A 15,144-nucleotide genomic window follows, 5' to 3' on the forward strand; every position below is an offset into this window, starting at 1 on the left:
CCTTGCGTCACTATGCTGCGAAGTGTTGCAGCCGGGTCACACTCCGCCCGGACCGGCCGGCGCAGTGGTGGCGGTTCAGGCGATCGGCGGCGCCGCGCAATGTCTGGCGATGAACGCCTCGTGGGTCGGCAGGCCGGCGGCGACGTCGGCGATCACCTCCTCGACATCCTTGAGGAAGGCGGTGGCCTGATCGGCCGGGATCATGTCGACCATCGGGTCATAATGCGCCTGCAGCCCCTGGCCGAGCAGCACCTGCACCCAGCTTTCCTCGCGGAACAGCTCGGCCTTGCCGTGCATGAAGAAGCGGGCGGAGGCACGGAACAGGTCGAGCCGTTCGGTCAGGCTGTCGGGCACATCCATATGCTTGACGTAGCGCCAGAAATCCGTGTCCTCGCGCTCTGTCACCTTGTAGTGGGCGATGATGAAGTCGCGCACGTCGCGATATTCGAAATCGGTCTGGCGATTGTATTCGGCCATGTCGGCGGCGTTGAAGCCGCGCCCGGGGAAGAGCGCGATCAGGCGCAGGATGCCGGTCTGGATCAGATGAATGCTGGTCGATTCGAGCGGCTCGAGGAAACCGCCGGCGAGGCCGAGCGCGACGACGTTCTTCTCCCACGCCTTGGTCCGCTTGCCCGGACGGAAGCGCACCGCGCGCGGATCGGCGAGCGCCGGCGTGTCGAGATGGGCGAGCAGGGTGTCCGCCGCGTCCGTGTCGCTGGTGAAGCGGCTGGCATAGACATGGCCGTTGCCGGTGCGGTGCTGAAGCGGGATGCGCCATTGCCACCCCGCGTCGTGCGCGGTCGATCGCGTATAGGGGGTCAATGGCCCCGTCCCGCGCGCGGTCGGCACCGCCAGCGCGCGGTCGCAGAGCAGCCACTGGCTCCAGTCCTCATAGCCGACGCCCATCGCGTCGCCGATGAGCAGGCCGCGCATCCCCGAACAGTCGACGAACAGGTCGCCGTCGACGCGGCGCCCGTCGGCGAGCACGACATGGTCGAGGAAACCGTCGCTGCCGCGGCGGTTGGCGGCGACGATCCGCCCCTCGATCCGCTCCACCCCCGCCGCCTCCGCCCGCCCGCGCAGGAAGCGCGCGAACAGCGAGGCGTCGAAATGATAGGCATAGTCGAGATCCGCCATCGGCGAATGGGGATTGGACGGATCGGGCATGGCGAAGCGGTTCATCCGCGCCGCCAGCGTGTTCAAGGCATACAGATCGAGATGCTTGGCGCGCCCCGCCGCCTGTTCCTTCAGCCAGAACTGGTGGCAGTGCAGCCAGTAGAGGTCCTGGCCGATCTTGCCGAAGCCGTGGATGTAGCTGTGGCCGGGCGCGCGCCAGTGGCGGAATTCGATGCCGAGCTTGAACGTCGCCTGCGTCGCGCGGACGAATTCGAATTCGTCGATGCCGGCCAGCCCGATGAAGCTGCGCAGCGCCGGGATCGTCGCCTCGCCGACCCCGATCGTGCCGATCTCGTCCGATTCGATCAGGCGGATCGTATAGGCGCCGAGGAACAGGCGCGAGAGCAGCGCCGCGGTCATCCAGCCCGCGGTGCCGCCGCCGACGATGGTGATCGTCTTGATCGGGGGGTTTGGGTGCGGGTCCGTCATGACTCTCTCCTGTCATCCCCGCGGAGGCGGGGATCCAGACGCGCAGGTTTCTGCAAGAGCCGCAACGCCAGCGGGTCTGGATTCCCGCCTTCGCGGGAATGACAGAAGAGGCCCATCACCCCAGCCATCCGCCCGTGAACCCGGCGCGCTGCAGGCCGCGGCGGATCGTCGGCGAGCGGCGCATGACGCGCCACACCCCCTCGTCGCGGGTATTGGCGATCGCGCCGATGATCGCGCCCTGGTCGATGCCGAGATAGTCGCCGTCGACCCAGCCCGACTTGGGGTCGACCGATCCGTTCTCCAGCTTGAAGTCGGCATAGCGGAACGACGGGTTGAAGCTGTCGAGGAAGCCGTAGCGGCCGTAGAGCTTCGGCCAGGCCTTCATCGCGTTCGCCGCCGGCACGACGATCTCCGGCGCAAAGGCGAGGCTGCCGAGCGCGGCGGTCGGCGCCAGCGTGCCGTCGTCGCGCTCGTCGGGCTGGCCAAGCGGGCCGCGTGCCGAATAGCCGAAGAATTCGGCGGTGCGCCCCTTGAACGGCAATTGGACATTGCCGGGCCCATCGCAGGCGGTCAGGCCCCAGATGTCGCGGCCATAGCCATCCCACTGCATCGGATTGGCGATGCAATAGGCGCGATTGGCATAGGTCGCGCGGCGACTGTTCTCGAAATAGTCGAACCCCGCCTGCCGCATCGTCGCATCGCGGATGCCGCGGAAGTCGATCCACATCTGGCTGTACTGGTGGCCGAACAGCGGCGCGAAGGCGAGGTGACGGGTTGCCCCCTGCCCGCGCCAGAAGCCGGGATAGGTCCTCGTCCACGCATCCCAGGCCCCGTCGGCAAGCGGTTTGCCGCGGCTGCCGAGGCCGACGACATAGACCATCATCCCCTCGTTATACCCCTCCCACGGCCGCTCGATGAAGCCCTGGCCGGGATGCCAGCCCATCGACACGCTGCCGCGGGCGTTGGTGAACCACGGCCAGTCGGCGCGATCGGTGATCGTCTGCGCCAGCCGGCGGATCTCCGCCTCCGCCGGGTCGGCGCGGTCGTACCAGGCGCCGGCGAACAGGATGCCGAGGAAGAGCAGGGTGGTGTCGACGCTGGACAGTTCGGTGTCGCGGAAGCGCGCGCCGGTCTTCATGTCCAGGAAATGGTAGAAGAACCCCTTGTGCCCGCTCATCCCGGCCGGCGCGTCGCCCTGCGGCGCCGTGGCGAAGAAGCGCAGGGTGGTCAGCGTCAGCTCGCGCGCCTCGGCCCGCGTGATCCAGCCGCGCTCGACTCCGATCGGATAGGCGGTCAGCGCGAAGCCGACCGCCGCGATGCTGGCGAAGGACGGCGTCGGCCAGCGATCCGGCACGAGGCCGTTGTCGCGATTGGCGAGATCCCAGAAGAAGCGGAAGGTGCGCTGTTCGAGGTCGTCGAACCAGCCCGGCAGTTTGGTCGCCGCCGGCGCGGCCACGGCCGCCTGCGGCAGGCCGGCGGCGGCCGCGGCGACGAGCGGCGCGCGCGCCAGCAGGGTGCGGCGATCGAGCGGAAACGGCGAAAAGGTCATGATGCTCCGGCGGCTGTGGTCAGGCGGGGGATGAATTCGGTCGGCACGGTCTGCGTCTCGGGCGTCAGCGTCGCGCCCTCCAGCGCGTCGATCAGCCGGGCGACGGCGCGCGCGCCCATCTCCGCCAGCGGCACGCGTACCGTGGTCAGGCCGAGATAGCGGGACAGTGGAATGTCGTCGAAACCGGCGATGGCGACCTCGCCCGGCACCGCCGTGCCGGCGTCGCGCAAGGCGGTCAGCGCGCCCAGCGCCATCTGGTCGTTGGCGGCGACGATCGCGTCGAAGGCGATTCCGCGTGCGCGCAGCATCGCCACCGCCGCGCCGCCCGATTCCTCGTGGAAGTCGCCGACGACGACGGTCGGCTGCACGCCGGGCAGATGCCGCGCGCAGGCGGCGAGGAAGGCGTCGCGCCGCTCCTGCGCATCGATATTGCCGTCCGGGCCGGCGATATGGACGAGCGCGCGGCGCCCGGCGGCGACGACATGCGCGACGACCGCCGCCATCCCGGCGCCATTGTCGATGCGGAAGGCGGCATGGCCGGCGCCGTCGTGCGAATTGACCAGCACCGCGGGCACGTCGCGCGGCAAGGCGTCGTCGAGGCCGGCGGCATCGAGCTGTGGTGCCATCACCACCAGCCCGTCGACGCGCCCGCGCATCGATCGCACCGCCTGCGCCGCCAGCGCCGCATCGGCGTGCATGTTGGACAGCAGCAGGTGGTAACCGCGCGCCGTCACCTCGCGGTCCATGCCGCGGACGATCTCCGAGAAGAACTCGCCGTGCAGATCGGGCAGGACGACGCCGATCGCGTGGCTGCGCGCCAGCGACAGGCTGCGCGCGCCGGCATGCGGCACATAGCCCAGCGACTTGGCGGCGGCGAGCACGCGGGCCCGCGTGTCGGGATGGACGCTGCTGTGTCCGTTGAGCGCGCGCGACACGGAGGCGACCGATACGTCGGCCTCGCGCGCCACGTCGCGGATCGTGGCGGATGCCTGTCTCACGTCCCTCCCCTCCCCAGTCGAGCCGGCGCTGCTATACCGGCGGCATCGCGGCTTGTGCGATCCCTATCGGCTGTGTAACCGGTTACAACAACGCGTCAACGCGAAAAGCCGGATGGTCCGACGACGGATCGCGGGTACACGGCGGACGCGAGCGTGAGGGGAGTTTCGTTAGCTATGACCGACATCACCATTTCGCGGCGTGCGGCGCTGATGGGCGCGGGCGCGATCGTCGCCTGGGCGTCCAGCCCGGCGCGCGCGCTGCTCGCCGAGGCGGACCCGCAGGCGCTGCCCGCGCGCATCGAAGCGATCGTCCAGCGCATGACGCTGGAGGAGAAGGCCGGGCAGCTGCAGCTCAACGCCGCGGCATGGAGCGGCGGCATCGCCACCGGCCTCAACCCGCCGTCGAACGGCCCGAGCTTCGAAGGCCAGGTCGCGGATGCGGTGGCGGGCAAGCTGACCGGCGTGTTCAACGGCAATGGCGCGGAAATGGCGCGGCGGATGCAGGATGCGGTGATGCGCCAGTCGCGGCTCAAGATCCCGCTGATCTTCGCCGCCGACGTGATCCACGGCCATCGCACCATCTTCCCGGTGCCGGTCGCCGAGGCGGCGAGCTTCGACCCCGATCTGGCGATGCGCACTGCGCGCATGGCGGCCTATGAAGCCGCGGCGGCGGGCATCGACTGGACCTTCTTCCCGATGGTCGACATCGCCCGCGACCAGCGTTGGGGCCGGACGATGGAAGGCGCCGGCGAGGACCCGTTGCTCGGCCAGCTGTTCGCCGCGGCACGGGTCAAGGGATTCCAGGGCAGGACCCTCGCCGATGCCGATGCGGTGATGGCCTGCGTCAAGCATTTCGCGGCCTATGGCGCGGCGGAAAGCGGGCTCGACTATAATAGCGTCGACCTGTCCGAACGGACGCTGCGCGAGGTCTATCTGCCGCCGTACAAGGCCGGGTTCGATGCCGGCGCGATGAGCGGCATGGCCTCGTTCAACGAGATCAACGGCATCCCCTCGCACGGCAATCCGTGGCTGCTGCGCAAGGTGTTGCGCGACGAATGGCGGTTCCCCGGCTTCATCGTCGGCGACTATACCGGCGACGAGGAGATGATCGCGGCCGGCTTCGCCAAGGACGGCAAGGATGCCGCGCGCATCGCCTTGCTGGCGGGCGTCGATATGTCGATGCAGTCCAACCTCTATGCGCAGCATCTGCCGGCGCTGGTGCGCGAGGGCGCGGTGCCGCAGGCGGTGCTGGACGAATCGGTGCGGCGCGTGCTGGCGGTGAAGCACCAGCTCGGCCTGTTCGACGACCCGTTCCGCCGCATCGACACCAAGCGCGAAACCGCGCGGTCGCGCACCAAGCCGGCGCTCGCCCTGTCGCGCGAGGCGGCGCAGAAGGCGATGGTGCTGCTGAAGAACGACGGCGACCTGCTGCCGCTCGCCCCGTCACGCAGGATCGCGCTGATCGGCCCGTTCGCCAGCGGCCAGCACGACCTCAACGGCCCGTGGGTGGTCTATGGCGACAACAATCAGGCGATCGACCTGGCGACCGGCGTCAAGGCGGCGGGGGCACGCAACGTCTCGGTGACGCCGGGCTCGGGCGTCGAGGAGCCGCTGGCCGGCGGCATCGACGCCGCGGTCGCGGCGGCGCGGGCGGCGGACGTGGTCGTGCTGGCGATCGGCGAGAGCGAGACGATGTCCGGCGAGGCGCAGTCGCGCACCGCGATCACCGTGCCCGCGCCGCAGATGGCGCTGGCCGAGGCGGTGGCGGCGACCGGCAAGCCGATCGTCGTGCTTCTCAAGAACGGCCGCGGCCTCGCGCTGGAGGGCGCGGTCAAGGACGCGCCGGCGATCCTCGTCACCTGGTTCTTGGGGTCGGAGACCGGCCATGCCATCGCCGACGTCCTGTTCGGCAAGGTCGGTCCCTCCGGCCGCCTGCCGCTGAGCTTCCCGCACGAAAGCGGACAGGAGCCCTATTATTACGCGCACAAGGCGACCGGGCGGCCGGCGCCGGACGGACCGCGGCAGCCCTACAAGGCGCAGTGGCGCACCTCGCCCAACGCCGCCCTCTATCCGTTCGGCCACGGCCTGACCTACGGCAAGGTGAGCTATGCCGCGCCGGTGGTGCCCGCGACATTGCCCTGGGACGGGCGGATCGAGGTGGCGGCGACCGTCACCAACAGCGGCACGCGGCCGTGCGAGGAGCTGGTGCAGCTCTACATCCGCGACCGCGTCGCCAGCATCACCCGGCCGGTCCGTGAGATGAAGGCGTTCCGCAAGGTCGCGCTGGCGCCCGGCAAGAGCGAGCGCGTCGCCTTCACCCTGACCCGCGAGCAATTGCAGTTCCTCGGCAAGGACCTGCAGCCGACCGTCGAGCCGGGTACGTTCGACGTGTGGATCGCCCCCTCGGCGCAGGCGGACGGCGTGCACGGCACCTTCGACCTGGTGCGATTAGGTGTACGGTCGGGCCGGTCGTGACCCGGCATCCGGGCGACGACGGGAGGCGCTTGGTACCGCCACGGCAGACGGCCGGCGGCCTCGACCGCGGTGGCGAGATGGCGCCATGCCGCTGCGGCGGCTGACGCCCCTCGCCGTGCTGGTGCTGGCCGGTTGCGCAGGCGGCTATCGCCCGGTCAGCGACACGCCGGTACAGATCGGTCGGCCTTACAGCGTGCGCGGCCATCGCTATGTGCCCGCGCCCGCGCCCGATTACGACATGCTGGGCTATGCCAGCTGGTATGGCGGGGAATCGGGACATCGTACCGCGCTCGGCGAGAAGTTCAGGGCACGCTGGCTGACCGGCGCGCATCGCACCTTGCCGCTGCCGACCTATGTCGAGGTCACATCGCTCGCCACCGGCCGTCGCATCCTGGTGCGGATCAACGATCGCGGACCATTCGCCGGGGGCGACAGCCGGATCATCGACCTGGCGCAGGGCGCGGCGAACGAACTGGGGCTGACGGGCAGCCCGGCGGCCGTGCGCGTGCGGGTCGTCACGCCGGACGAGGGCGATCGGGCGCGGCTGCGGCGCGGCAAGGCGGCGACTCCGCTTCCCCCGGTTGCGGAGGACGTACTGCAAAGCTTTCGGGCGCAACTGGCGGCATCGCACCACTGAACGGTCCTGCAGGTGTGTTGCATCAGCCTGTAACACTGGCGCGCGATCGGTCGCCCTCCACAGCATCGGTCGCCCGTCATGATCTTCCTCCTTGCCGTCGCACTAGCCTCTACCCCGATCGCCAGCCGGCTCGTTCCCGAACGAGTCGTCATGCTCATGCGCCACGGCGTCCGCGCGCCGATCAACGGCGAGGCCCCTGCCGACACGCGCAGCGCCGCGCCGTGGCCGCACTGGCCGGTGGCGGCGGAACAGATGACGCCGCACGGGCTTGCCGCGCTGCGTATCCGCGGTCGGGACGATCGCGCGTGGCTGGCGGCGGCGGGGCTGCTGTCTCGGCGGGACTGCCCCGCCGATGGCGAGGTGCGCGTGCACAGCAACGTCAGCCAGCGCACGATCGACAGCGCCGCTGCCTTTCTGGCCGGCTTCGCGTCCGGCTGTCCGATCGCGGTCGAGCATCAGCGCGAGGGCACCGTCGACCCCCTGTTCGAACCGTTGCGCGCCGGGGCCACCGACTTCGATGCCGCGACGGCGGTCCAGGCGATCGAGCGGCATACCGGCGGCATCGCCCGGCTGGCGGCGCGCCATCGCGGCGAACTGACGCTGCTCGACCACGTCCTCGCCTGCCCGGGCACCCACGATTGTACGCCGCCCGCACCGGAGACCGTCGGCGCCACGCCCGACGGCCGCGGCATCGAATTGAGCGGCGCGATCCGCAAGGCGTCGGGCACGGCGCAGGTGCTGCTGCTCGAATATGCGCAAGGACTGCCGATGCACGAGGTCGGCTGGGGCCGCGCCGATGCGGTGACAATCCGGCGGCTCGGCCGGCTGCACGCCGCGCTGTTCGACGTCTTCACCCGGCCGCCCTACATGGCCGCGCATCAGGCTGGGCCGATCGGCCGCGCGATCATCGCCGACCTGACCGCCCAGCACGGATCGGCTCTGTCCCTCTATGTCGGCCATGACACCAACGTCACGGCGCTCGCCGCGGCGCTCGGCGTGCCGCTGCGTACGCCCGATTATGCCGATGGCGACGTCGCGCCGGGCGGCGCGCTGGCGCTGACGCTGCTGCGCGATCCGGTCACCGGCGCCGGCTACGTCCGCATCCGCTACCGCACGCAACCGCTGGCGGCGCTGCGCCATCTGACGCCCGGGGTGACCAGCACGACGCTGCGGATGCCGGGCTGTGCGACGCTGTGCCCGTTGCCCCGCTTCGTCGCTCTGCTGTCCCGCCGCCTCGCGCCGGCGCGCGGGAGCCGATCGCCATTCGGCATGGCCGGCCATGGTCCGTCATCCCCGCGGAGGCGGGGATCCAGACCCTCTGACGTCACCGCTCTACAAGCCGCCTTCGCGCGTGTGGATGTCCGCCTTCGCGGGAATGACGACAGGGCGTTTCCAAAGCCTGCGACGCTGAATGGCGATCGGTCCTAGGGGCCGATCCACCGACGTAGAAGCGGCAGCGGCCCAAGCCCCATCCGATCGCCCACAGCGTAACCTGATTCGGCGGTCGGGCAGGGCGTTGGCCCGCTCCGACCCCGATCCGGCTTTGCCGGACCAGACACGAGTATACTTTTTACGACAGCGATGCTGCCGATACGGACACAAAGGTTTGTAACATAGTTTTGCCCGCACCCAGCCCAGATTGAGGTGCCCGATGGCGACCACAGCAGCGACCTTGACGGGGGCGGCACCGCCGCGCCCCGATGACACGAAGCGCGCGCGCAAGGCCTTGCAGTCGCTCAATTTCTTCATGGCGGACATGCAGGCGGGCATCGGCCCCTTCCTGGGCGTCTTCCTACAGCAGCGCGGCTGGCAGACGGGGCCGATCGGCACGGTGATGACCGCCGGCGGCGTCGCCGGCATGGTGATGACGGTGCCCGCCGGCGCCTTCATCGACCATACTCCGCACAAGCGCTGGGTGGTAATCGTCACCGGCATCTGCACGGTCCTCGCCTCGTTCCTGATCCTGTGGTCGCAGACCGGACTGGTCGTCACGGTCAGCCAGGTCGCCACCGCGATCGCCGGCGCGGCGATCGGCCCGGCGGTGACCGGCATGACGCTCGGCATCGTCCGGCAGAAGGGCTTCAACGCCCAGAACGGCCGCAACCAGGCGTGGAACCACGCCGGCAACATGATCGGTGCGGGCCTGTCCGGCTGGCTCGGCTGGAAGTTCGGCATGCCGGCGATCTTCTATCTCGCCGCCGCCTTCGGCGTGCTGGCGATCATCAGCGTGCTGATGATCCCGGAACGCGCGATCGACCACCGCGCCGCGCGCGGGCTGGAGGGCGACAAGGGCAAGGACGAGGACCAGGGCGGCCAGGCGGAGGGCTTCAAGACGCTGCTCCGGAACAAGCCGATGCTGATCCTCGCTGCCTGCCTTGCCTGTTTCCACCTCGGCAATGGCGCGATGCTGCCGCTCTACGGCCTCGCCGTCGTCGGCGCCGGCAAGGGCAATGCGGCGATGTTCACCGCCACCACCGTCGTCGTCGCGCAGGCGGTGATGATCGTCACCAGCCTGATCGCGATGAAGGTCGCGGCCGGGCGCGGCTATTGGCTGGTGCTGCTGATCTCGTTCGCGGCATTGCCGGTGCGCGGGCTGATCGCGGGCAGCGTCATCGAACATTGGGGTGTGTGGCCGGTCCAGGCGCTCGACGGCATCGGCGCCGGGCTGCAAAGCGTCGCGGTGCCGGGTCTCGTCGCCTGCCTGCTCAACGGCACCGGCCGGGTCAATGTCGGCCAGGGCGCGGTGATGACGATCCAGGGCGTCGGCGCCAGCCTGTCGCCGGCGATCGGCGGCTGGCTGGCGCAGCTGCTCGGTTACAAGGCGGCCTTCTTCATCCTCGGCAGCTTCGCGCTGGTCAGCCTGGCGCTGTGGATCGGCTTCGCCGCCACCCTGCGCCCCGCCTGCAGCGGCACGCGCGACACCGACGACACGACGGAGCAGGCGGCATGAGCGACGCGACGATCGCCTGGGTCCATGTCGGCGACCTGCATCTGGAAGACGCCGACGGCTGGGAAAGCCTTGCGCGGTTCGAGGCGATCGTCGCCGAGGTGACCGAGCATCTGGCCGGTCAGGTCGACTTCGTCTTCCTGCCCGGCGACAATGCCAATCACGGCACGCCGGACCAATATGCCGCGATGCGCCGCGCGCTCGCCGGCCTGCCCGCCGCCCTGCCGTGGCGGATCATCCCCGGTGACCACGATTATGAGCCCGGCGACCTCACCGCCTATGAGGAAGCGGTGCCGCCCGCCAACCGTCCGGAGGGGGAGACGATCGCCGGCCATCGTTGCATCTTCCTCGACATCGTCTCCGCCGGCGCCGGCGGTCCGGACTTCCGCCTGACCATGCATCACCGCAACCGGCTGCGCGAGGAACTGGCGACCGCGGCGGCGCGCGGCGAGGTGCCGCTGGTGTTCATGCATGCCTTTCCCGAGGATCTCGCCGCCGATGGTGCCGAGGTCGCCGAGGCCTTCGCCCGTGCCGGCGTCGCCTTCGTCGACACCGGGCATACGCATTACAACGACATCCTCAACGACGGCGCGGTCGTCTATGGCGCGACGCGCTCGACCGGCCAGATCGAGGAGGACGACGGCCAGCCCGGCTATACGATCGTCACGGTCCACGACCGCGTGCCGAGCTGGCGTTTCCGCCGCACCGGTGCGCCCTTTCCGCACGTCCAGATCGTCAGCCCCTGCGATCTGCGGCTGGTAACGCGGCCGTACGATCCGGTGCAGGTGCCGCGGCCCGGATCGGTCGACATCGTCGCGCGCGTCTTCGGCCACAGCGACGCGCCGGTCCGCGTCTCGGTCGACGACGGCGCGGAGGCGCTGATGACCCGCGACGGCGACGGCCAGTGGCGCGCGAGCCTCGTGCTGACCGCCGGCCATCGCCGCATCCGCGTCGTCTGCGGCGCGGGCGAGGATCGGATCGACCTGCTCGTCCGCCCCGCCGATCAGGTGCCGAGGCGGGGGCCGCTGGTCGCCGGCGGCCACAGCTGCCACAGCGTCGGCGCATGGCCTGCGGCGGGGATCGCGGGCACGCAATTGGGACCGAACAGGAACGGGGGCAAATGGTGAGCTTCGCGACGGGCGCGACCTGGGCGGTGGCGGGATTGGCCACCGCCGGCGTGATCGCGCGGCCGATGCGCTGGCCGGAATGGATCTGGGCGGTGGCGGGCGCTGTGGTGCTGGTCGTCGCCGGGCTGGTGCCGCTGTCCGCGGCGGGGGGTGCCGTCGCCAAGGGGCGCGACGTCTATCTGTTCCTGATCGGCATGATGCTGCTCAGCGAGACGGCACGCGCGCACGGCGTGTTCGACTGGGTCGCGGCGACCGCGGTCAACCGCGCCAAGGGGTCGACGACGCGGCTGTTCGGCCTCGTCTATCTGACCGGCGTCGTGGTCACCAGCTTCATGTCCAACGATGCGACCGCGGTGGTGCTGACCCCGGCGGTGTTCGCGGTGGCGCGCCGCGCCAAGGCGGACCCGCTGCCGCTGCTGCTCGCCTGCGCGCTGATCGCCAATGCGGCGAGCTTCGTTTTGCCCATCTCCAACCCCGCCAATCTCGTGCTGTACGGCGGCCATATGCCGCCGCTCGGCCAGTGGCTGGGCTCGTTCGCGCTGCCGTCGCTCGCCTCGATCGTCGCCACCTATCTGGTGCTGCGCTGGGTCGAGCGGGCCCGGCTCGGCGGGGAGTGCGAATGCGACGTCGACGCGCCCAGCCTGTCGCACGCCGGCCGCGCGGCGCTCGCCGGCATCATCGCCACCGCGGTGCTGCTGACCGTCGTCTCCGCACTCGACCGGGAACTCGGCCTACCGACCGCGATCGCCGGCATCGCCACCGCGGTGATCGTCTCCGCCATCGCGCGCCGCTCGCCGCTCAGGCTGGCGAAGGACGTGTCGTGGGGCGTGCTGCCGCTGGTCGCGGGGCTGTTCGTGCTAGTCGAGGCGCTCGACCGGACCGGCGTGATCGCCTGGGTCGCCGGCTTGCTGCGCGGCGCGGCGGCGCAGCCGGTCAGCGGCGCCGCCTGGGCGGGGACGATCCTCGCCTTTGGGTCCAACCTGATGAACAACCTGCCCGCCGGCCTGATCGCCAGCACGGCGGTGGCGCAAGCGCACCCGCCGCGGATCATGGTCGACGCGCTGCTGATCGGCGTCGACCTCGGTCCAAACCTGTCCGTAACCGGCTCGCTGGCGACAATTCTGTGGCTGCAGGCGATCCGCCGCGAGGGCGAAGACGTCGGCTTCTGGCGCTTCCTCAAAGTCGGCGCGCTGGCGATGCCGATCGCGCTCGCGGCGGCGCTGGGGGTGCGGCTGGCGCTGGGCTGAGCCGCGCCGCGCGACGTCCTACGCCAGTCGTGCGAAGACCTGGCGCTGGCCCGGCACGTCGACGCGGAAGGCGAAGACGTTGCCCGCCTGCGGCTGGGCGGCGCGCGCTTCGTCGGTCAGTCCGATGCTGGCGCTGGTCGCATATGCGGTCATCAGGTCCGGCCCGCCGAGCGCAACCTTGGTGATGTTGGCGGCGGGCAGCGCGACCTCGAGCGACAGCGTGCCGTCCGGGGCATAGCGGCGCGCGCAAAAGCCGCCCCACAGTCCGACCCAGACGTTGCCGGCGGCATCGACCGAGACGCCATCGGGATTGCCATGGGCCGGATCGATCCGCGCGAAATCGCGCGGCGTGCCGGTGCTGCCGTCGGCGGCGATCGGCACCGCGTGGATGATGCCGCCGATCGTGTCGACGTGGTACAACGTCCTGCCGTCGGGCGCGATGCCGGGACCGTTGGTGATGCAGACCGCAGGGATGTCGGTGGTCGTCACGACGCCGCCGTCGAAGCGGTGGACCCGGCCGCTCAGATGGCTTTCGCCGTCGTCCATCGTGCCGAACCAGACCGTGCCGTCCGGCCCGACCGTCGCATCGTTGAGGCGGTTGCCCGGAAAGTCGGGCTCGGGGTCGTGGAGATGGTCGAACCGGCCGCTCGCCGGATCGAAGCGCGCGACGCCGGTCTGCAGGCCGGCGAGCAGCGTGCCGTCGGCGGCGGGCAGCACCCAGCCGATCTGCGCCGGTGCGTCCCAGCGCTCCGCCGGCTGCCCCTCCGTCAGGCGATAGACATGCTGCCGCTTGATATCGACGAACCACAGGCAATCGCGCGACGCATCCCAGACCGGCCCCTCGCCCAGCGCGGCCTGGCCATCCCAAACGGTGCGGATGTCGGTCATCGGATCGTCCTCTCTGTCGGTCGGTTGCATTGTTGTGGTTCGGCGCGCGCCTACCTATAGGGCCCCTATACCGCAAAATAAGTCAGACAGAAGTGGAGACCGTCGTGAGTGAAGCCGATCCGCAGCAGAGCTTCCGGGGCATCGAGGCCGCGACCGGTACGCCGCTCGACCCCGCCTATCCGGTCAGCACGCTCGCCGATGTCGACGCCGCCTGCGCCGCCGCGGCGGCCGCATTCGACGCCTATCGCGCCACCGATGCGGAGGCCCGCGCCGGCTTTCTGGAGGCGATCGGTGAGGAGATCATGAACCTGGGCGATACGCTGATCGAGCGCGCGTCGAAGGAGAGCGGCCTGCCCGTCGCACGACTAACCGGCGAGCGCGGGCGCACCGTCGGCCAGCTCAAGCTGTTTGCCGACGTCGTCCGTGCCGGCCGCTGGCGCGGGGTACGCATCGACACTGCGCAGCCCGACCGGCAGCCGCTGCCCAAGCCCGACCTGCGTTTGCGCATGATCCCGGTCGGCCCGGTCGCGGTGTTCGGCGCATCCAACTTCCCGCTCGCCTTCTCCACCGCGGGCGGTGACACGGCCAGCGCGCTCGCCGCCGGCTGCCCGGTGGTGGTGAAGGGCCATCCGGCACATCCCGGCACCGATGCGATGGTCGCCGATGCGATCCGCGCCGCCGCCAAGCGGACCGGCATGCCCGAGGGCGTGTTCGGCCATGTCCGCGGGCCGGCGAACGAGCTCGGCGCGGCGTTGGTCGCCGATCCGCGCATCGCCGCGGTCGGCTTCACCGGCTCGCGCGCCGGCGGCCTGGCGCTGGTTCGCATCGCGCAAAGCCGCGACGTGCCGATCCCCGTCTATGCCGAGATGTCGAGCATCAACCCGGTGATCCTGATGCCGGAGGCGCTCGCCAACCGTGGCGCAGCGCTCGGCACCGCCTTCGTGGGCTCGCTGACGATGGGCGCGGGCCAGTTCTGCACCAATCCCGGCCTGCTGCTCGCGATCGAGGGCCCCGGCCTTGACGCCTTCGTCGAGGCGGCGAAACAGGCGATCGCGGCGCACGAGCCGCAGCCGATGCTGACCGGCGGCATCCGCCAGGCGTTCGCGCACGGCACCGCCGCGCTCGCCGCCAATCCCAAGGTCGAAGAGGTCGCCGCCGGCCGCACCGGTGACGGCGTCGCGCGCGAAACCGCCCGCTTCTTCTCCACCACGTCCGACGCCTTCCTCGCCGATGCGGCGATGGGGCATGAGGTGTTCGGCGCCTCGTCGCTGCTGGTGCGCTGCACCGACCTCGACGCGCTCGCCCGCGTGCTCGAGGCGGCGGAGGGCCAGCTGACCGCGACGCTGCACCTCGAGGCCGGCGACCGTGCCGATGCCGCCAAGCTGGTGCCGATCCTCGAGCGGAAGGCCGGGCGCATCCTCGCCAATGGCTGGCCGACCGGTGTCGAGGTCGCGCATGCGATGGTGCATGGCGGCCCCTTCCCGGCAACCTCCGACGGCCGCACCACCTCGGTCGGCTCGCTGGCGATCGACCGTTATCTGCGCCCGGTCTGCTACCAGGACCTGCCCGCGGAACTGCTTCCCGCCGACCTGCAGGACGGCGCGCAGGGGCCGAAGCTGGTCGACGGCCAGGCGGCGTAGCACGCCCCTCGCCCTCCCGCCGGGGCGGGAG

The 15,144-nt window shown here is 70.7% G+C and carries 11 protein-coding genes; 7 read left to right on the forward strand and 4 right to left on the reverse strand.

Annotated elements, in window-relative coordinates; translation table 11 throughout:
- Nucleotides 1-75 precede the first annotated feature (75 nt).
- The 3 genes from ACU5AX_RS09810 to ACU5AX_RS09820 form a co-directional block, all read right to left on the reverse strand.
- A complete protein-coding gene (locus tag ACU5AX_RS09810; protein WP_198353715.1) occupies nucleotides 76-1,605 on the reverse strand; it encodes a tryptophan halogenase family protein in 1,530 nt (509 codons plus the stop codon).
- Between the two features lie 115 nt (nucleotides 1,606-1,720).
- Entirely contained in the window at nucleotides 1,721-3,154 is a 1,434-nt protein-coding gene (locus ACU5AX_RS09815) for a glucoamylase family protein (protein WP_446690733.1), read from the reverse strand.
- A complete protein-coding gene (locus ACU5AX_RS09820) occupies nucleotides 3,151-4,152 on the reverse strand; it encodes a LacI family DNA-binding transcriptional regulator (protein WP_446690734.1) in 1,002 nt (333 codons plus the stop codon). The genes ACU5AX_RS09815 and ACU5AX_RS09820 overlap by 4 nt, the downstream gene beginning before the upstream one ends.
- A gap of 174 nt (nucleotides 4,153-4,326) precedes the next feature.
- On the opposite strand from ACU5AX_RS09820, the gene ACU5AX_RS09825 reads away from it, so the two are divergent.
- The 6 genes from ACU5AX_RS09825 to ACU5AX_RS09850 all read left to right on the forward strand — a co-directional run bounded on the left by ACU5AX_RS09825 (nucleotide 4,327) and on the right by ACU5AX_RS09850 (nucleotide 12,585).
- Nucleotides 4,327-6,627, forward strand: a complete 2,301-nt coding sequence (locus tag ACU5AX_RS09825; protein WP_446690735.1) for a glycoside hydrolase family 3 N-terminal domain-containing protein — start codon at nucleotides 4,327-4,329, stop codon at nucleotides 6,625-6,627.
- 85 nt (nucleotides 6,628-6,712) lie between these two features.
- Complete coding sequence (locus ACU5AX_RS09830) at nucleotides 6,713-7,264, forward strand: septal ring lytic transglycosylase RlpA family protein (protein ID WP_198353723.1); 552 nt, start codon at nucleotides 6,713-6,715, stop codon at nucleotides 7,262-7,264.
- 78 nt (nucleotides 7,265-7,342) lie between these two features.
- Nucleotides 7,343-8,692: a histidine-type phosphatase gene (locus ACU5AX_RS09835; RefSeq protein WP_446690736.1), complete on the forward strand. Its 1,350-nt coding sequence runs from the start codon at nucleotides 7,343-7,345 to the stop codon at nucleotides 8,690-8,692.
- Nucleotides 8,693-8,915: 223 nt separating this feature from the next.
- Nucleotides 8,916-10,214: an MFS transporter gene (locus tag ACU5AX_RS09840; protein WP_446690737.1), complete on the forward strand. Its 1,299-nt coding sequence runs from the start codon at nucleotides 8,916-8,918 to the stop codon at nucleotides 10,212-10,214.
- A complete protein-coding gene (locus ACU5AX_RS09845; RefSeq protein ID WP_446690738.1) occupies nucleotides 10,211-11,338 on the forward strand; it encodes a metallophosphoesterase family protein in 1,128 nt (375 codons plus the stop codon). The genes ACU5AX_RS09840 and ACU5AX_RS09845 overlap by 4 nt, the downstream gene beginning before the upstream one ends.
- The gene (locus ACU5AX_RS09850) at nucleotides 11,335-12,585 is read left to right on the forward strand and encodes an arsenic transporter (protein ID WP_446690948.1); all 1,251 of its coding nucleotides are present in this window, start codon (nucleotides 11,335-11,337) and stop codon (nucleotides 12,583-12,585) included. Before ACU5AX_RS09845 ends, ACU5AX_RS09850 begins: the two co-directional genes overlap by 4 nt.
- A gap of 18 nt (nucleotides 12,586-12,603) precedes the next feature.
- Here ACU5AX_RS09850 and ACU5AX_RS09855 read toward each other — a convergent pair whose 3' ends face one another.
- Complete coding sequence (locus ACU5AX_RS09855) at nucleotides 12,604-13,473, reverse strand: SMP-30/gluconolactonase/LRE family protein (RefSeq protein WP_198353727.1); 870 nt, start codon at nucleotides 13,471-13,473, stop codon at nucleotides 12,604-12,606.
- Nucleotides 13,474-13,577: 104 nt separating this feature from the next.
- On the opposite strand from ACU5AX_RS09855, the gene ACU5AX_RS09860 reads away from it, so the two are divergent.
- Complete coding sequence (locus ACU5AX_RS09860; protein ID WP_446690739.1) at nucleotides 13,578-15,113, forward strand: aldehyde dehydrogenase (NADP(+)); 1,536 nt, start codon at nucleotides 13,578-13,580, stop codon at nucleotides 15,111-15,113.
- Nucleotides 15,114-15,144 lie beyond the last annotated feature (31 nt).

The organism is Sphingomonas benefaciens, assembly GCF_052907485.1.

Bases quoted from the DNA above. Each gene is read 5' to 3' on its own strand.
- ACU5AX_RS09810 (WP_198353715.1), bottom strand. From the start codon at position 1,605: ATGACGGACCCGCACCCAAACCCCCCGATCAAGACGATCACCATCGTC.
- ACU5AX_RS09815 (WP_446690733.1), bottom strand. From the start codon at position 3,154: ATGACCTTTTCGCCGTTTCCGCTCGATCGCCGCACCCTGCTGGCGCGC.
- ACU5AX_RS09835 (WP_446690736.1), top strand. From the start codon at position 7,343: ATGATCTTCCTCCTTGCCGTCGCACTAGCCTCTACCCCGATCGCCAGC.
- ACU5AX_RS09825 (WP_446690735.1), top strand. From the start codon at position 4,327: ATGACCGACATCACCATTTCGCGGCGTGCGGCGCTGATGGGCGCGGGC.
- ACU5AX_RS09855 (WP_198353727.1), bottom strand. From the start codon at position 13,473: ATGACCGACATCCGCACCGTTTGGGATGGCCAGGCCGCGCTGGGCGAG.
- ACU5AX_RS09845 (WP_446690738.1), top strand. From the start codon at position 10,211: ATGAGCGACGCGACGATCGCCTGGGTCCATGTCGGCGACCTGCATCTG.
- ACU5AX_RS09840 (WP_446690737.1), top strand. From the start codon at position 8,916: ATGGCGACCACAGCAGCGACCTTGACGGGGGCGGCACCGCCGCGCCCC.
- ACU5AX_RS09830 (WP_198353723.1), top strand. From the start codon at position 6,713: ATGCCGCTGCGGCGGCTGACGCCCCTCGCCGTGCTGGTGCTGGCCGGT.